General features: G+C 72.8%; 22 protein-coding genes and 1 riboswitch. Of the genes, 12 read left to right on the top strand and 10 right to left on the bottom strand.

Going from position 1 to position 18,889, the window contains the following annotated elements; translation table 11 throughout:
- Positions 1 to 72 precede the first annotated feature (72 nt).
- Entirely contained in the window at positions 73 to 699 is a 627-nt protein-coding gene (locus DEJ24_RS05750) for a QsdR family transcriptional regulator (protein ID WP_258374735.1), read from the bottom strand.
- A 64-nt stretch (positions 700 to 763) separates the two neighbouring features.
- On the opposite strand from DEJ24_RS05750, the gene DEJ24_RS05745 reads away from it, so the two are divergent.
- Entirely contained in the window at positions 764 to 1,957 is a 1,194-nt protein-coding gene (locus DEJ24_RS05745; RefSeq protein ID WP_111077673.1) for an acyl-CoA dehydrogenase family protein, read from the top strand.
- 12 nt (positions 1,958 to 1,969) lie between these two features.
- On the opposite strand, the gene DEJ24_RS05740 is transcribed toward DEJ24_RS05745, so the two are convergent.
- A complete protein-coding gene (locus DEJ24_RS05740; RefSeq protein ID WP_111077672.1) occupies positions 1,970 to 2,848 on the bottom strand; it encodes a patatin-like phospholipase family protein in 879 nt (292 codons plus the stop codon).
- A 136-nt stretch (positions 2,849 to 2,984) separates the two neighbouring features.
- Between DEJ24_RS05740 and DEJ24_RS05735 the strand changes: the two genes are divergently transcribed.
- Together DEJ24_RS05735 and DEJ24_RS05730 are read left to right on the top strand one after the other, a co-directional pair.
- Positions 2,985 to 3,821, top strand: a complete 837-nt coding sequence (locus DEJ24_RS05735) for a GAF domain-containing protein (RefSeq protein ID WP_146245935.1) — start codon at positions 2,985 to 2,987, stop codon at positions 3,819 to 3,821.
- A complete protein-coding gene (locus tag DEJ24_RS05730; protein ID WP_111077670.1) occupies positions 3,818 to 4,003 on the top strand; it encodes a hypothetical protein in 186 nt (61 codons plus the stop codon). The genes DEJ24_RS05735 and DEJ24_RS05730 overlap by 4 nt, the downstream gene beginning before the upstream one ends.
- A 160-nt stretch (positions 4,004 to 4,163) precedes the next feature.
- Here the strand turns inward: DEJ24_RS05730 and DEJ24_RS05725 are convergent, their stop codons facing one another.
- Together DEJ24_RS05725 and DEJ24_RS05720 are read right to left on the bottom strand one after the other, a co-directional pair.
- Positions 4,164 to 5,192: an NADPH:quinone reductase gene (locus tag DEJ24_RS05725; RefSeq protein WP_111077669.1), complete on the bottom strand. Its 1,029-nt coding sequence runs from the start codon at positions 5,190 to 5,192 to the stop codon at positions 4,164 to 4,166.
- A 49-nt stretch (positions 5,193 to 5,241) separates the two neighbouring features.
- Complete coding sequence (locus tag DEJ24_RS05720) at positions 5,242 to 5,607, bottom strand: helix-turn-helix domain-containing protein (protein ID WP_110903057.1); 366 nt, start codon at positions 5,605 to 5,607, stop codon at positions 5,242 to 5,244.
- Positions 5,608 to 5,752: 145 nt separating this feature from the next.
- Between DEJ24_RS05720 and DEJ24_RS05715 the strand changes: the two genes are divergently transcribed.
- Positions 5,753 to 6,400, top strand: a complete 648-nt coding sequence (locus DEJ24_RS05715; protein ID WP_111077668.1) for an NAD(P)-dependent oxidoreductase — start codon at positions 5,753 to 5,755, stop codon at positions 6,398 to 6,400.
- Between the two features lie 129 nt (positions 6,401 to 6,529).
- Here the strand turns inward: DEJ24_RS05715 and DEJ24_RS05710 are convergent, their stop codons facing one another.
- Positions 6,530 to 7,855: an MFS transporter gene (locus tag DEJ24_RS05710; protein WP_111077667.1), complete on the bottom strand. Its 1,326-nt coding sequence runs from the start codon at positions 7,853 to 7,855 to the stop codon at positions 6,530 to 6,532.
- 123 nt (positions 7,856 to 7,978) lie between these two features.
- Here DEJ24_RS05710 and DEJ24_RS05705 point away from each other — a divergent pair, with 123 nt between their 5' ends.
- The 3 genes from DEJ24_RS05705 (at position 7,979) to DEJ24_RS05695 (ending at position 10,074) form a co-directional block, all read left to right on the top strand.
- Positions 7,979 to 8,836, top strand: a complete 858-nt coding sequence (locus DEJ24_RS05705) for a LysR substrate-binding domain-containing protein (protein WP_111077666.1) — start codon at positions 7,979 to 7,981, stop codon at positions 8,834 to 8,836.
- 188 nt (positions 8,837 to 9,024) lie between these two features.
- Positions 9,025 to 9,486, top strand: a complete 462-nt coding sequence (locus DEJ24_RS05700) for a hypothetical protein (protein WP_111194678.1) — start codon at positions 9,025 to 9,027, stop codon at positions 9,484 to 9,486.
- Positions 9,487 to 9,531: 45 nt separating this feature from the next.
- Positions 9,532 to 10,074 carry a hypothetical protein gene (locus DEJ24_RS05695; protein WP_111077664.1) on the top strand — a complete coding sequence of 181 codons (543 nt, stop codon included), beginning with the start codon at positions 9,532 to 9,534 and terminating at the stop codon, positions 10,072 to 10,074.
- Positions 10,075 to 10,098: 24 nt separating this feature from the next.
- Here DEJ24_RS05695 and DEJ24_RS05690 read toward each other — a convergent pair whose 3' ends face one another.
- Together DEJ24_RS05690 and DEJ24_RS05685 are read right to left on the bottom strand one after the other, a co-directional pair.
- Complete coding sequence (locus DEJ24_RS05690) at positions 10,099 to 11,760, bottom strand: hypothetical protein (RefSeq protein ID WP_146245934.1); 1,662 nt, start codon at positions 11,758 to 11,760, stop codon at positions 10,099 to 10,101.
- 104 nt (positions 11,761 to 11,864) lie between these two features.
- A complete protein-coding gene (locus tag DEJ24_RS05685; RefSeq protein ID WP_111077662.1) occupies positions 11,865 to 12,512 on the bottom strand; it encodes an NADPH-dependent F420 reductase in 648 nt (215 codons plus the stop codon).
- 116 nt (positions 12,513 to 12,628) lie between these two features.
- Here DEJ24_RS05685 and DEJ24_RS05680 point away from each other — a divergent pair, with 116 nt between their 5' ends.
- The 4 genes from DEJ24_RS05680 (at position 12,629) to DEJ24_RS05665 (ending at position 14,609) form a co-directional block, all read left to right on the top strand.
- Positions 12,629 to 12,925, top strand: a complete 297-nt coding sequence (locus DEJ24_RS05680; protein ID WP_110903063.1) for a GNAT family N-acetyltransferase — start codon at positions 12,629 to 12,631, stop codon at positions 12,923 to 12,925.
- Positions 12,926 to 12,944: 19 nt separating this feature from the next.
- Positions 12,945 to 13,406: a VOC family protein gene (locus tag DEJ24_RS05675; RefSeq protein ID WP_111077661.1), complete on the top strand. Its 462-nt coding sequence runs from the start codon at positions 12,945 to 12,947 to the stop codon at positions 13,404 to 13,406.
- A gap of 176 nt (positions 13,407 to 13,582) precedes the next feature.
- The gene (locus tag DEJ24_RS05670; RefSeq protein WP_110903065.1) at positions 13,583 to 14,059 is read left to right on the top strand and encodes a MarR family winged helix-turn-helix transcriptional regulator; all 477 of its coding nucleotides are present in this window, start codon (positions 13,583 to 13,585) and stop codon (positions 14,057 to 14,059) included.
- A 10-nt stretch (positions 14,060 to 14,069) separates the two neighbouring features.
- Positions 14,070 to 14,609: a metallophosphoesterase gene (locus DEJ24_RS05665; protein WP_111077660.1), complete on the top strand. Its 540-nt coding sequence runs from the start codon at positions 14,070 to 14,072 to the stop codon at positions 14,607 to 14,609.
- Positions 14,610 to 14,653: 44 nt separating this feature from the next.
- On the opposite strand, the gene thiD is transcribed toward DEJ24_RS05665, so the two are convergent.
- The 3 genes from thiD to thiM form a co-directional block, all read right to left on the bottom strand.
- Positions 14,654 to 16,156 carry a bifunctional hydroxymethylpyrimidine kinase/phosphomethylpyrimidine kinase gene (gene thiD / locus DEJ24_RS05660; protein ID WP_258374734.1) on the bottom strand — a complete coding sequence of 501 codons (1,503 nt, stop codon included), beginning with the start codon at positions 16,154 to 16,156 and terminating at the stop codon, positions 14,654 to 14,656.
- A complete protein-coding gene (gene thiE, locus DEJ24_RS05655) occupies positions 16,153 to 16,818 on the bottom strand; it encodes a thiamine phosphate synthase (protein WP_111077659.1) in 666 nt (221 codons plus the stop codon). The genes thiD and thiE overlap by 4 nt, the downstream gene beginning before the upstream one ends.
- Positions 16,818 to 17,687 carry a hydroxyethylthiazole kinase gene (gene thiM, locus DEJ24_RS05650; RefSeq protein ID WP_111077658.1) on the bottom strand — a complete coding sequence of 290 codons (870 nt, stop codon included), beginning with the start codon at positions 17,685 to 17,687 and terminating at the stop codon, positions 16,818 to 16,820. Before thiM ends, thiE begins: the two co-directional genes overlap by 1 nt.
- Positions 17,676 to 17,772, bottom strand: a riboswitch (TPP riboswitch). It overlaps the preceding gene by 12 nt.
- A gap of 67 nt (positions 17,773 to 17,839) precedes the next feature.
- Between thiM and DEJ24_RS05645 the strand changes: the two genes are divergently transcribed.
- Positions 17,840 to 18,787 (top strand): NUDIX domain-containing protein, encoded by a 948-nt coding sequence (locus DEJ24_RS05645; protein WP_111077657.1) that lies wholly within the window; start codon positions 17,840 to 17,842, stop codon positions 18,785 to 18,787.
- Positions 18,788 to 18,889: the final 102 nt, after the last annotated feature.

Below are 18,889 nucleotides of genomic sequence, written 5' to 3'. Positions count from 1 at the left end.
ATTGCCGCGGTACCTCCTCGAGGAGAACGGCTTCCGGTAGCGGGCGGTCAGCTGTCCGGTCGCTCCGCCCGTTCACCGGGTGGGACGCAGGATGTACTCGAACGTCGTGCGCGCCCGCTCGGGGTCCGGCGTCTCGCCGGAGATCAGGTCCGCGTAGGTGAACGACTCCGAGACACGCACGAGCAGCCGTCCGAGTTCCTCGGGGGAGAGCGGTGCCGGGTCGAACGCGCCGGCGTGCTGCTCCGTGGCGATCAGGGAGGCGACGACCGCCACGAACCGCCGCTGGACGTCACTGTCCGTCGTCGTGAGCAGGCGCAGTGCACGAGCGGGCTCCCGGGTCAGGAACGCCCGGAAGTACGGCGCCCGGATCAGGTCCGCCGTGAACCGGTCGAGGACGTCGACGATCCGCGCTGCTCCCGACGCGGCTGCGGCACGGCCGGCGGCGTCGAGCGTGGGGACGGCGAGCGACCAGAGGATCTCCGAGAGCAGTTGGTCGCGGTTCCCGACCCAGCGGAACAGCGAGGTGCGGTCGACCCCGAGCGACGACGCGAGCGCCCCCATGTCGATACGGGCGCCGTCGATGAAGCTGTGGCGCGCGGCACGGAACGCACGCTGGGAGTCGGGGTGGGCCTCCAGTCGGGCGGCGAGGGCACTCGGGACGAGAGCCGAGCCGAGCGCGCCGAGTGCCTGCCTGCTCACGGTTCCCCCCCGAGTCGTCGTACCCGTCTTGCAACGTTTTCGAGAATGATGCATCGTTGGGGTCATGTCAACGACGGCTGCGCAGACGCCCCTGCTGGAATCCGACTTCTACCGGTTCCAGGAGCAGCTGACCGACCAGGAACGCGCCTCCCTCGGGAAGCTCCGCGAGTACCTCGAGCGTGACGTCGCACCCATCGCCGACGAGTACTGGGCCCGCGCCGAGTTCCCGAAGCAGGTCATCGCACCGCTCGCCGAGCTCGGCATGTACGGCCCCGGGGTCCCGTTGGTCCGCCAGTTCGAGAACTCCGCCGTCTACCGCGGCTGGGCGGCACTCGAACTCGGCCGTGTCGACGCCGGCGTCGCGACCTTCATCGGGGTGCAGTCCGGCCTGGCCATGAACTCCATCGCGGTTGCGGGCAGCGACGAGCAGCAGCGCGAATGGCTGCCCCGGATGGCCTCCGGCGAGATCGTCGGCGCCTTCGGCCTGACCGAGCCGCTGTCCGGCAGTGACTCCGCCCGCGGTCTGCGGACCACCGCCCGTCGCGAGGGCGACACCTGGGTGCTCAACGGCGCGAAGCGGTGGATCGGCAACGCCACGTTCGCCGACGTCGTCGTGATCTGGGCGAAGGACGTCGCCGACGGTCAGGTGAAGGGCTTCCTCGTGACCTCGGACACCCCGGGCTTCACCGCGACGAAGATCGAGGACAAGATCGCCCTCCGCTCGGTGCAGAACGCCGACATCACACTCGAGGACGTCCGCGTCCCCGAAGCCCGCCGACTGCAGCACGCCGACTCGTTCCGGTCGACCGCGACGGTGCTCCGCCTGACCCGCACCGAGGTGGCGTGGCAGGCCGTCGGCATCTCGGTCGGTGCGTACGAGGCGGCACTGCGCTACGCCCGCGAGCGTGTGCAGTTCGGCAAGCCGATCGCCTCGCACCAGCTCATCCAGGACCTGCTCGTGAAGTCCCTCGCCAACATCACCGCGTCGATCGCCCTCTGCACGCAGGCGTCGGCCCTGCAGGACCAGGGACTGGGTGGGGACGAGCACTCCGCGATGGCGAAGGCCTTCGCCACCGCCCGGATGCGCGAGACGGTCGGCTGGTGCCGTGAGGTGCAGGGCGGCAACGGCATCGTCCTCGACAAGGGTGTGGCCCGGTTCTTCGCGGACGCCGAGGCGATCTACTCGTACGAGGGCACGCGTGAGGTCAACACGCTCATCGTCGGTCGCGCCGTGACGGGTCAGGCCGCGTTCGTCTGACCCGTCACCGCTTCACGCCCAGAACGACGCGACCCGCTCCGCGACCTGGTCCGCCTGGGCCCGCCCGGCCTCCGCCGAGGGCCGCTGCGTCGACAGTGCCAACGAGTTGGTCCCGAAGGCCCGCTGCGACGCTTCGTCGGCGACCAGGACCTCCACCTGCGACCCGGCGTCGCGGAGGGCTGCGACGGACCGGTCGAGCCACGGCCCGAGCGGCGACGGCCCCTCCGGGCTGCACGCGATCACCAGGACCCGCTCGTACCCGGCGGCCACGTCGGCGTTCGTCGCCGACCGCACCCCACCGTCGACGTACGGGTGCCCGTCGATGCGCACGGGTGACCAGACGATCGGCACCGAGCAGCTCGCCGCGACCGCACGCTCCAGCGGCACGCCGTCCTCGGCGCGGAACACCCGGAAGGACCCGTCCACCGCGTCGACCGTCGTCACCGCGTAGGGCTTCTCCGGCCACTCGGCATCGGGCAGCGTCTGCCGGAAGGTGGCCACGCGCTCGTCGTCGCTCTGGCCGGTGGTGACCTCCTGGGCCGCAGCACCGACCCGCGCACGGGCGTCCTGCTCGGACGTGGCGCCCTGCATCGCGGCGGCGAACCGCTGCTCGACCGCGGTCACGTCCACGGCCGCCGGCTCCTCGTACGTCGTCGGCAGGGGGCTCGACTGCTGCTCGTAGGCCGTCTGCACCGCGCCGGCGCGGAGGAACGTCCCCACGACACTCCCCGCACTCGTCCCGACCACCAGGTCCGCGGCGCCGAGGTCGACCCCGGCGTCCTCGAGTGCGGACAGGACGCCGAGCTCCCAGGCGATGCCGGCGACCCCACCGCCTCCGAGGATGATGGCGCGTGTTCCGGGCGTGGGCGTGGGCTGTGCAACATCGGTCATGCCTCCTGCATACCAAGTCCGGCGATGAACGCGCACCACGTCCGCTCGGCGGACCCGACCACGACCCGGACGGGAGGCACGGATCACCCCCGCCCCGCGCCTCCCGTCCGTCGGTGGTCGGCCCTACCGTGCTCGTGTGGGACAGGGGAACGGACGGCGCGGGCGCGCCGGTGACGTGGTGCTGCCGATCGTGGCGGCGGCGTTGCCGACGGCGGTGTTCCAGGTGCCCAACCTCGTCGGCGTCCCGGTCGAGCGCGTGTGGCTCGTCGTGTCGGCGCTGGCGGTGTTCGTCGCCGTCGTCGTCTGGCAGGTGCTCCGGGCGCGTCGCGGCGCGCGTGCACGGGCCTCGGCGGAGGACACAGGTGCTGCGGCGCTCGCGGCGTACGAGGTGGCGGTGCAGTACGGGTTCGGGCAGATCGCGACCCGGCTGACCCGGTTCGCGACGCACGACCCGGTGACCCGGCGCATCGAACTCGGCGGGTTCGCCGACCGGGCCGCGGCCGCACTGGCGTTCTACCTGCTGCCGCACGTGCCCGACGTCCGGGCGAACGTGTACCTGCTGTCGACGGCGCTCGACGCCCTCGAACCGATCGGGCACGGCGGAGCGGGTGACACCGCGGGCACCTTCCGCGCCGGCACCCCGTACGGCGACCGGAACCTGGAGTGGGTCCTGCAGGGTGGTCCGCCCCGGGTCGTCCCGGACCGGGAGTCCGACGTCGACGCCGAGGACGACGACCCCGAGTTCGCACCCCGCTGGCGGTCCTACGTGGCGGTCGTCGTCCGGTCCGAGGACTACTCGTTCGGCATGCTCACGGTCGACAGTCCCGCGCCGGGTGCGTTCACCGACCTCGACGTGCGGAACGTCGCCGTCATCGCCGAGTACGTGGCGACGGCCTGTGTGCTGGCCTTCCCGCCGGTGCCCGAGGCGGGTGTCGAGCCGCTGTCGGGCACTCGACGTACCCTGACGCCATGACGACGTTCAGTCCGTCCGGCGCGGCCCGGTTCGGCCGCGCGCGGGTGGCGCCCCCGCGGTCCGCCGGCAGCGACGACCAGGACTACGACGACCCGCGCGTCGTCGCGGCGAACCTGCAGCGGGCGACGGCCGCGGCGCGGGCGCAGCTGGCGCGGGCGACCGGTAGGCGCCGGCGGGACTGACCTCCCCAGCACCACGGCGCGGACCGAACGGGCACAACGGAAGCCGATCCGAACCGCGGACGTCCGTGGTTCGAACCGGTCGCCGTTGTGCGGCGCCGAAGCGCACCAGGTGCCGCAGTGCGACCGCGCAGCGGTGTGGCACAGCGTGCCGGCGCCGGCGCTACTCCGCCTGGACGTCGATGAGCACCTTGCCCACCGCGTCGCCCTGCACGGCGTCGTGCGCCGCAGCGGTCTCCTCGAGCGGGAAACGCAGCAGCGGCAGACCCGCTTCCTCGCCGACCGGCAGGACGCCGTCGCGGAGGGCTGCGGTGACGTCCTCGGCAGCGGCCGCGAGGGCCACGTCGCCGATCGTGTAGAGCAGCAGGAACTGGTACCGGGCGTTGATGCCCATGTTCGGCCGCACCGGGATGGATGCTGCGTCCCCACCGTTGTCGGCGTACATCGAGACGACGCCGTGGTTCGCCAGGACGGCCGCGTCGAGGTCGGCGTTCGCGGGGATCGACACCTCGACGACGATGTGCACGCCGTCCGGGGCGATCGCGCGGATCTGGTCGGCGGCGTCGGCGTCGCGGTAGTTCACGGTGTGCTGCGCCCCGGCCGAGGTGGCGAGGGCGGCCTTGTCGTCGGAGCTGGTCGTCGCGATCACGGTCGCGCCGGCCCACCGCGCCAACTGGATGGCGGCGTGCCCGACGGCACCCGCGCCTCCGGCGACGAGGACGGTGCGACCGGACAGGGCGCCGGGGGAGAGGCGGGTGGGACCCTCCTCGTGCACGGTCAGGGCGCGGTGGGCGGTCATCGCCGGGACGCCGAGCGAGGCGCCGACGTCGAAGGAGACGCCCTCGGGCAGTGGTGCGACGCGGGTGGCGGGCACGACGGTGTACTCCTGCGCGGTGCCGGTCGGGCGGGAGGCCGCGGCCATGAACAGCCAGACGCGGTCGCCGACCGACAGTCCCTCGACCCCGGCGCCCAGGGCGTCGACGATGCCCGCGCCGTCCTGGTTCGGGGTGATCTCGGGGAACGGCAGGCCGTCGCCGTAGGTGCCGCCCTGCCGCGCCTTCCAGTCGGTGGGATTCACCCCGGAGACGACCACGCGGACGCGGACCTCACCGTCGCCCGGCTCGGGGACCGGTCGGTCGGCGAGGGAGAGGACGGAGGACGTGCCGGGCTGGGAGTAGACGATCGATCGCATGCCTCCACGCAACCACCGGCGGGCCGACGCGATTCCAGGAGCGACGGGCTCAGGCCCGCGCGTCGTACCCCGAGCGCGCTTCGGTGACGCCGTCCATGTGGTCGATCGCCCACTGTTCGAGCGGCACGAGCACCGTGCGGAGGGAACGCCCGGTGTCGGTGAGTTCGTACTCCACGTGCGGCGGGATCTCGGGGAACACCGTCCGGGTCACGAGGCCGTCCCGTTCGAGGGCGCGGAGGGTCTGCGTGAGCATCTTCTGCGAGACGCCCTGCACACGGGTGGCGATGGCGGAGTACCGACGGGGTCCGTCGGCCAGGGCGCCGATCGTCAGGACGCTCCAGCGGTCCCCGATCCGGTCCAGCAGCTGTCGGGAGGGGCAGTCCGCCGCGTAGGGGCTGTACTCGAGCGCACTCATGGTGACCTTCCGTGGGGCACGGTGCACGACGCGCCCGGGCAGGGCACGCACCGTGAGGTGCCTGCTTACCGAAAGAGAGTAACACCCGTACAGTGAGTGGCACGGCGCGTCACCGCGTCGGCACCACCACCACGAAGGAGCTCGTATGTCCACCATCGTCGTCTTCGGAGGCACCGGCTACGCCGGCTCCGCCATCGTCCGTGAAGCCCTCTCCCGCGGCCACGAGGTCGTCGCCGTCGCGCGCGACACCTCCAAGCTCGATGCCGCCGAGCACCTCACTCTCGCGCAGGGTGACGCGTTCGACGCCGCCTTCGTGTCCGACGTGACGAAGGGCGCGGACGTCCTCATCGTCTCCCTGCACGCGGTCCAGTCCGACGGCAGTGAGCTCAAGGACCAGTTCCAGCACTTCGTCGACGCAGCCGCCGCCGCGGGTGCACGGCTCGGCATCGTCGGCGGTGCCGGATCGATGCTCGTCGCCGAGGGCGGCCCCGCCCTGTACGACACCCCGGACTTCCCGGACGCGTTCAAGGCCGAGGCGAAGAGCCACGGCCAGATCCTCGAGGCCCTACGCGCCGGCGACACCTCGGTCGACTGGTTCTACGTCAGCCCCGCCGCGGCCTTCGGCGGCTACAACCCCGGCGAGCGTCGGGGCACGTACCGCACGTCGGACGACGTGCTCCTCACCGACGCCGAGGGCAACTCGGACATCTCGGGCGCCGACTACGCGATCGCGGTCGTCGACGAGATCGAGCAGCCGAAGCACCACCAGGCGCGGTTCGGCGTCGCCTACTGAGCCGACCGGCTCTGCGGGCCCTGCGGGCTCTGCGGAACACCGGTGTTCGTCGGTCACGCCGCGCGGAAGCGCGATGCGACGGACGGACACCGGTGTCCGGCGTCGAGGACCCGACGGACGGGAGGCGCGTCAGCGGTTGCCGACGATGGCCGGCAGCGGCAGGTGGTGGCGCATGCGCACCTCGAGGTGCAGCCCGCCGCGCCGCGCCAGGACGAGTGCGATGACGGCCGCCGCCGTGGCCGGGACACCGCCGGCGACCATCATCCCGACGTGTGCGCCGAAGTGGTCGACGACCTGGCCCATCAGTGGACCGCCGATGGCCTGGCCGCCGAGCAGCACGAGGACGTAGAGCGACATCACGCGCCCGCGGATCGCGACGTTCGAGGACAGCTGGACCAGCGAGTTCGACGCCGTCTGGAAGAGCAGCTGCGACAGGCCGACGACGACGAGCAGCACGGTGAACGGCGCGATGGTCGGCGTCGACCCGGCGACGACGAGCAGCACCCCGGTCCAGAACACCCCGCCGACGATCGTGCGGAGCCGCACCACGGCGCGCCGGGTGGAGAGGACGGCGCCGGTCAGCGCACCGACCGCGACGGCGGAGTTGAACAGGCCGTAGCCGCCGGCGCCGACGTCGTAGACCTTCGACGCGAAGGCGGAGAGCAGCACCGGCATCGTCAGCGCGAACACCGAGAAGAAGGCCACCAGGATCACCGGCACGATGATCGTCGGCTTCGCGGCGGCGTAGCGGAGGCCCTCGACGAGCTGCCCCTTCGACCGCGGAGCCGACGGGGTGCGGTGCAGTTCGGACACGCGGAGGAACCCGAGCGTCACGACCACCGCGACGCACGCCACCGCGTTGATGCCGAACGACCACCCGGCTCCCACGGCGACGAGCAGGATCCCGGACAGCGCCGGGCCGATCATGCCGCCGAGCTGGAACACCGACGAGTTGACGCTGATGGCGTTCCGCAGGTGCTGGTGTCCGACGATCTCGGTGACGAACACCTGGCGCGCCGGGTTGTCGATGACCGTGACCATGCCGACCAGGAACGCGATCACCCAGATGTGCCACGCCTGCACCACCCCGGCCAGGGTCAGGACCGCGAGCAGCAGGGACAGCACCGCGAACGCGCCCTGCGTGATCATCATCAGCGCGCGCTTCGAGTAGCGGTCGACGAACACCCCGCCGAGGAGCCCGAACAGCAGCATCGGCGCGAACTGGCACGCGACCGTGATGCCCACCTGCGCGACCGACCCGGTGAGCTGCAGCACGAGCCAGTCCTGGGCGATGCGCTGCATCCACCCGGCGGTCATCGCGACGAGGTTGGTGGCGGTGAACAGCCGGAAGTTCGGCACGGACAGGGCGATGAAGGACCGGCGCCACGGTGGGCGGACGGTGCTGATCGGGAGCGGCTCGGTGGGCGGGTGGATGGTCGTCGATGACGATCGCACGGTGCGGGGGACTCCGGCTGTCGAGGGTGGGAACGGTACCCACACGAAACTAATCGATGGTGGTCCATTCGATCCTCCTATGATCGGCATCACTCCATAGCAAAGTCGAATGAGGAGCCTCCCGTGCTCGATCCTGTCCTGCTCCAGACCTTCCTGGCCGTCGCCGAGACCGGCAGCTTCACGCAGGCCGGCGTGCAGCTCGGCGTCAGCCAGCCGACGGTCTCCCAGCACGTCCGCCGACTGGAGTCCACCGTGGCGCGGACGCTCGTCGCCCGGGACACCCGCGGCGTCCGCCTGACCGACAACGGTGACGCGATGGCCGGGTTCGCCCGAACGATCCTCGCGGCGCACGCCACCGCCGACGCCTACTTCTCCGGCGTCGCCGCCCGTGGCCGCCTCCGTTTCGGTGCGGCCGACGACCTGGCGATCACGCAGCTGCCGCGCATCCTCCGCGACTTCCGGAAGCTGCACCCCCAGGTGGACCTCGAGCTGACGGTGAACCAGTCAGCACCGCTGCTCCGCCGGGTGCACGCCGGCCAACTCGACCTCGTGTTCATCAAGCGGACCGCGGGGGAGTCCGCCGAGGGCACCCGCGTCGCCTCGGACCAGATGGTCTGGATGGCACAGGACGGCATCGCGCTCGAAGCCGACGACCCGGTCCCGCTGATCGCCTACCAGGCGCCGAGCATCAGCCGGCAGATGGCTATCGACGCGCTCGAGGCGGCGGGCCGCACCTGGCGGATCACCTGCAACACCCGTGACGTGAACGGGGTGCTGGCAGCCGTCCGTGCCGGGATCGGCGTCGCGGTGTTCCCGCACTCGTTGATCCCCGCCGACCTGGTGAAGGTGTCGCAGCGGCTGTCGTTGCCCGACCTGCCGGCGGTCGACTACGTCCTCATCGCCAACCCGACCGTCCAGCGCGAGCCGATCGAGGCCCTCACCAACGCGATCCTCTCGCGCGGGGTCGTCCGCGCCGTCTGACGAATCGGAGGGGTTGCGTACTCATATGCAGGATGCCAGTATCTCCGTACATCGATCGAGGAGGAATCTTGGCTCCACGCAACGTCCGGACGACCGCCGGTGTCATCGCGCTGTCGGCGCTGCTTGCAGCGTTGACCAATCCGCTTCCAGCAACCGCCGATGGCGTGGTGAGCAACGAGACCGAAGCCATGACGATCGTTGACTTCGACCCGCAGATCGCCGAGCAGAACGGGTACCGGATCGAGAGGAGCGCTGCTGGTGCCCTGATCTCCGTCCCCGTGAGCGCCGAAGCCATCGCGGAGCAGCGTCGAACAGGCGCGGGACGGAACACCGTGTCCGGCAACTGCGGGACCGCGACGCTGACCATCACGAAGAACAAGGCGCGACAGGGCATCAACATCCAGACGAGCTACGTGGTGAAGGGAACCAGCCTCGGACATCACTGGGGTGTGACCGGAGCGACCGGTGTCGGGAAGGTGTACACAGAGCCCTTCTCGGGCCTCACGACGGGCTCACATTGGAGTGCGACGCACTTCAAGAGCGTCTACGGGTGGAGTTCGGGATTCGGTCAGATCGATGTCGGGTCGTTCGCGACGCTGTCCAACGGAGCGATCTGCCACGCGGGACGAGCAACCAGCAACTGGGGATGACCTCGAGACGGAGACTGACGCGAAGCCGGAGAAAGGAGGCGACTCGTGCAAGCGGATGATCTCGGGGACTCGTCGATCTGGCCACCGGAGATGCTCCTCACTGAGGAGCGGCGGGAGCACACGTTGTGCATGCTCCTCTTCCTCGCGTCTGCATTGGGAAGCGCAGTGGGAGTCGAGCGCGGGAGCTGGCTCGCGGCCTGGTCCTCGTCGATCGCTGCACTCGCGACGCGCCCCGACACATGGGCGGAGGACTTCGAACTCCTGCGGCAGACGAGTTCGTGGCGCCAGCAACTCGCAGAGCACCTGGGGAGCGCCGTCCTCGACGAGGACGTCCACGACGCGTACGACGCGTGGCTCGAGGCTGCGTCGCCGGACGATGCTGACGTCAGCTACGACGACCGGGTGCTCGGCGACCTCGTCGCCGCTTGGGCCGTCGGCTTGCGCAACCTGGTCGTCGTGCCGACGTCGGAGACGATGGCCGTGCGGCTCTCGGCGTCGACGCTCCTGCTGTCGATGCCGGTGCGGACCGATGTCGAGCGCTTCCGGTCCGCGCTCCGGACGTTCACGATGCCAACGCCCACAGCCTGACCGACCGAGGGCGAACGGCCGAGGTCAGGGCGCGATCGCCGGGACGGTACCGGTGCCGGTGATGTCGGGCAGCGGAGCGCCGAGCGCCGAGGCCACCGCCCACAGGAGCACGAGGGTGCCGACCGTGCCGAGCACCGCGCCCAGCAGGGCGACCGGCCGCTGCCATGTGGTCAGCGGGTTCCGCATCGTCACGACGGACACCAGGACCGCGAGCAGGCCGAGGACCACACCGACGGCGTGCACGGTCGCCGGAGCGGTGAACCACCACGCCGCGAGCCCGATCGTCCCGAGGCCGGCCACGGCGCCGAGGACGGCACCCGGGGTCGGTCCGAGTGACCGTCCGGCACGTGCCATGGACGGCTGGGCGACGGACGGGAGGCTCGCCGCACCCTCCGTCGTGGCGGTCGCGACGGTCCCGGCCTCGGCGGGCGCGGGGAGCGGGACGGCGGTCGAACGACGCTTCGGCGGCTCCTCGACGGTCCGGCGGGAGCGGAAGGGACGGCGGCCGGGGGTGCCGCGCCCACGAGCGTTCCGGTGTTCCCGGGCCGGAGTCGGCTCGACGGGCGGAGCGGTGTCGTCGGCAGCGGTGTCGGCAGCGCTACTGACCGAGGCCTGGGCGTTGGTCGGGGTGACGGACGGCAGGACCGGGGCGAGCGGCGGGACGGCCGGCGCACCGACGACCGGAGACGGGCCGCCGAGGACGGTGGCCGTCGTCGGGGCCGGAGCGCCGATGAGGGCGTCGAACGTCGGGGGAGCCGTCACGGCGGGCGGGACGACCCGGGCCTGCTGTCGAGCGAAGCGTGCGGGGGTGCGGTACCCGATCGGGCCGACGGGCTCGGGCTCGCCGCCCTCGACGACGACGTGCTCGAGGCCGGGCACCGAGAACCGCGGCTGACCCGCTGCGGGCACGACGGGGATCGCCGGCACCGGCGGCGTGGTCGGCACAGGCGCTGACCATGCAGTGGTGTCGGCGTGCGGGCCGGGCGTCCCGGGCGTGGTGCGGCCGGCCTCAGCGGACGGCGAGAGCGCCTCGGGGACCGCGAGCGAGCCGGCCTGCGGCGTGTACCAGTTGGCGGGCTCACCGGGCGGGTCGGCGACGACGGGGCCGAGCGGCGGGCGCTGGACCTCCGGGGCGACGGGGGGAGCACCGGTGGGCCGGCTCCCGACGGCGTGGGCTCCGACGACGGGAGGCACGGGCAACGCCATCCCCGCGGCCGCAGCGGCGTCGCGGCGTCCGGGCGACGCGTGCTGGCCGGCATCGTGGCGGCCGACGGCGGAGCTGCCCGCGGCGGCGGTGGTGACGGTCACACCACTGCCGGCGGCGCCGACCGCGGACGCACCGACGACGCGTGCGCCGGAGAGCGGAGCGAAGGGGATCGTGTCGACGTTCGGGGACGTCGGGGCCGGCGGCAACAGCTCCTGCGCCGGCGGGTAGTCGGGGGCGACCGCGTTCGGGTCCAGGACCGGCGGGGCGGAGGTGCGGTGCGCCTCCAGGCCGACGGCGGGGACCGCGCCGACGGCGGGGACTGTGCCCGCAGCGGGGATCGTGGCGACGGTGGGGACTGCGCCAGCGCTCGCCCCGGTCAGCGCGGCTTCCGCAGGACGGGCGTCCTCCGGCGGAGCGGTGACCCATGCGGGTACCGCCCGGCGGGGTCGCTCGGACTCGGGCATGCGATGAGACGCCACGGCCGCTGTTCCTCTCCCTGGATTGATCCATCGTCAGTTCTACTCGGGAGGAACAGCGGCCGAGAGCCCCAGTCAGAGGGGGTCGAGCGCGCGGTGCGTCGACGTCACATGTCGCGGTAGCGCTTCGCGCTCGCGAGTGCCTCGCGGAGCTCGTCGGCGTTCAGGCGCGGGCCGTAGCCGGGGGTGTCCCGCTGGATGCGCCATCCCTCGGCGAGCGGGCCGGCGTCGACGGTGTCGAAGCCGAACTCGTCGATCAGGTCGGCGACGGTGTGCTTGGCGGCGTCGTCGTCACCAGCGATGACGAGGGCGCGACGGTCCGGGGTGCCGGCCGGGGTGGCGTGCTCGGTGAGGTGGTCCGCGCCGATGTGGTTGAAGGCCTTGACGACGTGCGCACCGACCAGGTGGTCCTGCAGCATCTCGGCCGTGGTGGTGGTCTCCTCGTCGAGGGCCGCGATCTGGCCGTCGCGCTGCGGGTAGTAGTTGTCCGTGTCGATGACGACCTTGCCGACGAGCGGCTCGACGGGGATCGTCTCGATCGCGCCGAGCGGCACGGTGACGACGACGATCTCGCCCCGGGTGGCGGCGTCCTCGCGGGTGCCGGCGGTGGCGTGCTCACCGAGCTCGCTGACGAGGTCGGTGAGGGTCTCCGGCCCGCGCGAGTTCGCGATCACGACCTGGTGGCCGTGCTGCACGGCCAGGCGTGCGAGCTGGGATCCGATGTTGCCTGCTCCGATGATTCCGATGGTGGTCATGCTCCGTGCAACACGGTGACCCGGTGGTCATTCCGTCGGTGTGCTCCGCTGCGCGTGTCTGGCGTTCCTCGGCGTGCGGCGACACCGGACCCTGAGCGGCGGTGCAGGATGGCGGCATGACACACGAGTTCCGGAACGAGGCCGACCGAGACCGGTACGCCATGTACGTCGACGGGACCCTGGTGAGCGTGCTCGACTACCGCGTCAACGGTGACGCGATCGCCTTCCCGCACACGTACACGGTGCCCGCGCACCGCGGTCACGGGTACGCGGGCGAGCTCGTGGAGCACGCCGTGTCCGACGTCGAGACGACGTCGACGAAGCGCATCGTCCCGATGTGCTGGTTCGTCAGCCAGTGGTTCGACGAGCACCCCGACAAGAACGACCTCCTCAGCCGCGGCGTCGCGGACTGACCCCACCGAGAGACCCGCCATGCCCCGCATCGTCCCCTTCCTCTGGTTCGACGACCAGGCCCAGCACGCCACCGAGTACTACACGGAGCTGTTCCCCGACTCACGCATCGACGGGATCGGGCGCGCGCCGGACGGGTCCGTGCTCGTGATCGAGTTCACCCTGATGGGGCAGCCGTACCGGGCCATGAACGGCGGCCCCGGGCATCCGTTCACCGACGCGCTCTCGCTGCAGGTCGACGTGGACACGCAGGAGGAGCTCGACCGCATCTGGGACGCCCTGATCGCCGAAGGCGGGCACCCGGTCGCGTGCGGCTGGTTGGTCGACCGCTGGGGCCTGTCGTGGCAGGTCACCCCGTCGATGATGGGCGAGCTGATGGCAGCCGGCGGCGACCACGCGGCTGCCGGCCGCGTGTACGAGGCGATGCGGGGCATGGTCAAGCTCGACATCGCCGCACTCCGGGCCGCAGGCGCTCTGGCTTGAGCCCTGATCATCGGCAGCCGGTCACATGTCCCCTCTTCGGTGGACACCCGGTTGTCGTTGGTCGACACTGTCGGCGGAGGGACCCGCGTCAGTGATGCGGGGACCGACGCGCAGCACCGCGCCCTGACCAGGGGCGACCGACCTCCGGCCCACGCCGGACGACAGACTGGAACACCATGGCCGACCCGAGGGGCCCCGGGATCCGCGAAGCGGACATCGGACGGGCGTACACCGAGCTCTCCCGCATCACCCGCCGCGCGAGCGTCCGTGCGCGCGGCACCGACGACGTGCTCAGCATCGTCGACCAGTCGCTCGTCGACTTCGTCGTGCAGCACCCGGGGTGCATGGCGATCGACATCGCCCGCTACCTGCGCCTGAACCGGTCGACGATCTCCCGGCAGCTGTCGGGTCTGCTCGTCGCGGGCCTGGTCCGCACGGTCGACGGTGGTTCCGGCAACGCCAAGCCGCTCGAGGCGACCGACGCCGGCCGCCTCGCGCTCGCCCGGTCCGTGCAGCTGCACCGGGACGCCCTGGTCGAACGCCTGGCCGACTGGTCCGACGACGACGTGGCCCTGCTCGCCGGCATGCTCGAACGACTCGGTGCCGCGGACGAGGTCGCTCTGCCGATGCCGGCCCGCGCACCCGACGAGTGAGGGCGACGCCGTGAGCACCTCGCTCGTCCTGCTGTCGGACACCCACCTGCCCAAGCGGGCGAAGGACCTGCCGCCCGAGCTCTGGGCGGACATCGACGCCGCCGACCTGGTCGTGCACGCCGGTGACTGGGTGGACCTGGCGACCGTCGACCTGCTCGAGGCCCGATCCCGCGAGCTGCTGGCGGTCCGTGGCAACAACGACCTCGGCTTCGAGGAGCGCCTGCCCCTGGTCGCCGCCCGTCGCGTCGAGTCACTGCGCTTCGCGGTCGTGCACGAGACCGGGGCGGCGACCGGTCGCGAGCGTCGAGCCGAGACGGACCACCCGGACGTCGACGTGCTGGTGTTCGGGCACTCGCACATCCCGTGGGACTCCACCGCGCCGAACGGGATGCGCCTGCTCAACCCCGGCTCGCCGACGGACCGCCGCCGGCAGCCCGACCACACCTGGATGCGCTGCAAGGTCGACGGATCGGAGATCCGGGTCACCCTGGTCCGCCGCGCCCCCGGCGCGGACGGCATCCGACTGGTCGCCTCGCCGGAAGCGTCCTGACCCAGCCGTTCGACCACTCGACCGGGAGGCCCGCCCCACCTCCGTCAGACCGGCTCGCCCGGCTGCTCCGCGTGGCCGGGCTGTTCGGGTTGGCCCAGCTGTTCCGGCATCCGGAAGAAGGCGAGCTCCTGCGCCACCGACTGCCGGAAGGCGCGCGCCATCCGCCCGCGCAGCGCGGGGTCGGCCCGCCGGGCGAGCTCCTCGACGAGCTCCGTGGCGCGCGCGCTCGACGCTGCGAACCCGGGGTCCCCGTAGGCCGTGATCCAGTCCGCGAACGGGTGCCCGACCGGCGCCGTGCCGAGCCGTTCCCCGACCCACGCGTAGACCCGGAAACACGGGAGCACCGCCGCAGCGAGCACCGAGACGTCCCGTGCCGCGTCGGCGAGGTGCGCGAGGTACCCGGCGCACACGGGGTGCACGGGGTCGTCGGCGTGCGACCCGGCGAGCCGACGGTGGTGCAGGTCGCGGGCCTCCGCGGCACAGCCCTCGCTGGCGGTCGTCCAGAACGCGGCGGCGTCCCCGGTCGACCCGGCGGCGACCGCGGCGAGGTGCTGCTCGTACGCCCGGAGGTAGTGCACGTCCTGCGCCAGGTAGCCGGCGAAGACCTCGGGGTCGAGGGTGCCGTCGGCCAGGCCCCGGAGGAACCGGCAGTCCAGCGTCTCGTCGAGCACCTCGGCCGCATCGGTCCACCAGGCCTCGGTCAGCCGCGGTGTCGGGAGTGCCGAGCGCACGAGGGCGTTGTGGTCGATCGGTCCGTGGCCCTGCCCGACCCGCAGGGCATCGGCGCCCCGGAGGGCCGCGGTCAACCAGGTCTTCGCCGCCCCGACCGCCAGCTCCCAGTCGCCGTGCCGGGCGACGAGCGTGGCGACCGCGCTCGACAGCGAGCACCCGGTGCCGTGGGTGTTCGTCGTCGCGACCCGAGGCCCGCGGAAGACCCGGACGCTGCCGTCGGGGGAGACCAGTGCGTCGTCCGAGGACGGACCGTCGTCGTGACCGCCCTTCGCGAGCACCCGGACGTCCCACCGTCGGGCGACGGCGCGAGCGGCCTCGATCCCCTCGGTCGTCCGGGCGTCGGCGAGCTGGGCGAGGACCCGCAGCTCGTCCCGGTTCGGGGTCACCAGGTCGGCCAGGGCGAACAGCTCGGTCATGGCCGACTCGGCGTCCGCGTCGAGCAGGCGGTCGCCGCTCGTCGCCACCATCACCGGATCGACGACCACCCACGCCGGTCGGTGCTCGCGGAGCCAGTCGACGACGACCCGCACCACCTCGGCCGTGCCGAACATGCCGGTCTTCACCGCGTCGACGGTGACGTCGTCCGACACCGCGTCGAGCTGCTGCCGGAGGAACACGGTGTCGGGGACGTGCACCGACCGGACCCCGAGCGTGTTCTGCGCGACCAGGGCCGTGACGACCGCCATGCCGTACCCGTCCTGGGCAGCGATCGACTTGAGGTCCGCCTGCACCCCGGCGCCGCCCGTCGGATCGGTGCCGGCGATGCTCAGCACCCGCGGCAGCGGGGACGTCGCTCTGCCCGTCTGCCCGCTCACCGCACCGCTCCGTCCCACGCGGCCACGAACGCCGCAGCGGCAGCGCCCGGATCGGGTGCCGCGCAGATCCCCGACACGACGGCGACCCCCGCAGCGCCCGCCTGCCGGAGCGGCCCCACATCGTCGAGCGTCACCCCGCCGATGCCCACGCACGGCACCGTCGTCGTGGCCGCGAGCCGCCCGAACCCGGCGACCCCGAGCGCCGGCGGGTGGTCCGGTTTCGTGCTCGTCGGGTGCACCACACCGACCCCGAGCAGGTCCACCGAACCCGTGGGCATCGTCGCGACCTCGACCAGGTGCCGTGTCGTGTTCGCCGTCAACCCGACGTGGGCGTCCGGACCGAGCAGTGCTCGGGCGGCGCTCGCCGGGACGTCCGACTGGCCGAGGTGCACGCCGGCGACACGGTGCCCGGCGTGCCGTGCGGCCAGGGCGACGTCGAGCCGGTCGTCCACGACCACCAGGGCCCGGTCGCCCACGGCGTCGGCCACCGCGGTGGTCAGCGACAGGAGGTCCCGCGCCGAAGCGGTCTTGTCACGCACCTGCACGATCCGGACTCCCGCGCCCACCGCCGCCCGGACCACGCCGAGCACCCCGTGCCCGTGCCGAGCAGCCAGGGCCGTGTCGGTCACCAGGTAGACACCGAACCCGTCCCTGCCGGGCATCAGGCGGCACCGCCGACGGAGCCACCGGGGACCGCAGCCGACGTGTCGGCGGTGATCCGGGCCTCCCGGACGACGTCCTCCGGCGTCAGTGCGGCGAGCCGGTCGAGGAACAGCGGCTGGAAGGTACCGGGGCCGCCGGCCTCCCGCGCCGCCAGCTCGGCCGCGATCGTGTGCACCGCCGTCGCCGCGACGGCCGCGTCGAGCGGCCGTCCCGGAGTCACCGCGGCGAACGCCGCGACGACCGCGCCGAGGGCGCACCCACCGCCGGTGATCCGGGTGAGGAGCTCCGTCCCGTTCGCCACGCGCACCAGCCCGGTCGGCGCCACCAGCAGGTCGACCGGCCCGGACACCGCCACGGCCCCGACCGTCTCCTCCCGCACGGCGGTCACCGCAGCGTCGCGGGCGTCCTCCGTCCCGACGATGCTGTCGACCCCGCGACCGCCGGCCGAGGCGCCGAGGACCGCGAGCACCTCCGACGCGTTCCCCCGGAGGACCGTCGGCCGGAATGCGAGGAGGTCCCGCGCCAGGGCCGTCCGGACCGGCAACGACCCGACCGCCACCGGGTCGAGGACCCACGGCGTCCCCGCGACCACCGCGGCGGCCGCGGCCTCGAGCGACGCGGCGTACGGCTCGGCGTGCGGGGTGCCGGTGTTGACGAGCAGCCCGTCCGCGACGCCGGCGAACGGCCCCGCCTCGGTCGGCACGTCGACCATCGCGGCCGACGCCCCCAGCGCGAGCAGCACGTTCGCGGTGACGTTCTGCACCACCGTGTTCGTGATGCACTGCACCAGCGGCGCCCGCGTGCGGACGGCCTCCAGCAGTTCGGCGGTCAGGTGGGCCCAGTCAGTCGTGGGCGCAGCGTTCTCCATGGACGATCCCTTCGCGAGTACGAGCTCGAGCAGGTTCGACGGGTGTGATCTCAGCCGCTCGGATGCGGCACCCCGTGTCTCGGACGACACCGTACACGCATCCCCGTCGTCGTCCCGGGTCACCCGACGGGCGTTTGTGGAAGGGTGGAGACGTGGACGACGAACGACGGACCGCGACCCCGGCAGGACCGCCGCCCGGACCCCCCTCCGGTCCCCGCGACCCCGGCGACGCCTGGGCCTACGGCGAGGACGGCACGAAGGCCTGGGGCCGCTTCGGCGCCGCCGGCCTGCTCGTCGACGACGGACACGGCCGCGTCCTCCTGCAGCACCGCGTCGAGTGGAGCCACCACGGCGACACCTGGGGCATCCCCGGCGGGGCTCGCCACCAGCACGAGGACCCCGTCACCGCCGCCCTCCGCGAGTCCGCCGAGGAAGCCGGTGTCCCCGACGACGCCGTCGACCTCCGGCACACCGCCGTCCTCGACCTCGGTTTCTGGACGTACACGACCGTCGTGGGGCGCGCCTCCCGACCGTTCGAACCGGTGATGGCCGACCGCGAGAGCCTCGCCCTGGCCTGGGTGCCCGTCGCCGACGTCGAGTCCCTCGACCTGCACCCCGGCTTCGGCCGGTCCTGGGCCGCCCTCCGCGCCACGCTCGACCGCACCCCGCACGTCGTCGTCGACGCCGCCAACGTCGTCGGCAGCGTCCCGGACGGCTGGTGGAAGGACCGCGCGGGCGCCGCCGCCCGACTCGTCGAGCAGGTCCGCGCGCTCGCCGCAGTCGGCGTCCCCGCGTCCACGCTCGACCTGCCGTCGACCGCCTGGTGGCCGCGGTGGACCGTCGTGCTCGAGGGGGAGGCCCGCAGCGCGGCCACGGTCCCTGCTCCGTCCGCCCCGCGGCCCGGTCTGCCGCCGGTGACGATCGAGCGGGCGGCGGCGTCCGGTGACGACGCGGTCGTCGCCGTGGTCGAGTCCGCCGTCACGGCCGACGACGCCCCGGTCGTCGTCGTGACCGCCGACCGTGGGCTGCGCGACCGGGTACAGGCGCTGGGCGCCGCCGTGCGGGGCCCGGGCTGGCTGCGGGAGCTCCTGCCCGACTGAGTCCGGCTTGTCCGGCCTGCGCCTGCCGGTGCCGCTCGTGGCGCGCCGATCGGATGGTCGCCCGGCGACCCGCCCGACAGTGGGCTCCGGCCGCTACAGTGG

Source organism: Curtobacterium sp. MCPF17_001, from assembly GCF_003234615.1.
Classification (GTDB): Bacteria; Actinomycetota; Actinomycetes; order Actinomycetales; family Microbacteriaceae; genus Curtobacterium.
This window is presented reverse-complemented; position numbering and strand designations above follow the sequence as displayed.

Excerpts from the sequence above, each read along its gene's own strand:
- DEJ24_RS05745 (WP_111077673.1), top strand. The coding sequence starts at position 764 with ATGTCAACGACGGCTGCGCAGACGCCCCTGCTGGAATCCGACTTCTAC.
- DEJ24_RS05740 (WP_111077672.1), bottom strand. The coding sequence starts at position 2,848 with ATGACCGATGTTGCACAGCCCACGCCCACGCCCGGAACACGCGCCATC.
- DEJ24_RS05730 (WP_111077670.1), top strand. The coding sequence starts at position 3,818 with ATGACGACGTTCAGTCCGTCCGGCGCGGCCCGGTTCGGCCGCGCGCGG.
- DEJ24_RS05725 (WP_111077669.1), bottom strand. The coding sequence starts at position 5,192 with ATGCGATCGATCGTCTACTCCCAGCCCGGCACGTCCTCCGTCCTCTCC.
- DEJ24_RS05720 (WP_110903057.1), bottom strand. The coding sequence starts at position 5,607 with ATGAGTGCGCTCGAGTACAGCCCCTACGCGGCGGACTGCCCCTCCCGA.
- DEJ24_RS05715 (WP_111077668.1), top strand. The coding sequence starts at position 5,753 with ATGTCCACCATCGTCGTCTTCGGAGGCACCGGCTACGCCGGCTCCGCC.
- DEJ24_RS05700 (WP_111194678.1), top strand. The coding sequence starts at position 9,025 with ATGACGATCGTTGACTTCGACCCGCAGATCGCCGAGCAGAACGGGTAC.
- DEJ24_RS05685 (WP_111077662.1), bottom strand. The coding sequence starts at position 12,512 with ATGACCACCATCGGAATCATCGGAGCAGGCAACATCGGATCCCAGCTC.
- DEJ24_RS05680 (WP_110903063.1), top strand. The coding sequence starts at position 12,629 with ATGACACACGAGTTCCGGAACGAGGCCGACCGAGACCGGTACGCCATG.
- DEJ24_RS05675 (WP_111077661.1), top strand. The coding sequence starts at position 12,945 with ATGCCCCGCATCGTCCCCTTCCTCTGGTTCGACGACCAGGCCCAGCAC.
- DEJ24_RS05670 (WP_110903065.1), top strand. The coding sequence starts at position 13,583 with ATGGCCGACCCGAGGGGCCCCGGGATCCGCGAAGCGGACATCGGACGG.
- thiE (WP_111077659.1), bottom strand. The coding sequence starts at position 16,818 with ATGCCCGGCAGGGACGGGTTCGGTGTCTACCTGGTGACCGACACGGCC.
- thiM (WP_111077658.1), bottom strand. The coding sequence starts at position 17,687 with ATGGAGAACGCTGCGCCCACGACTGACTGGGCCCACCTGACCGCCGAA.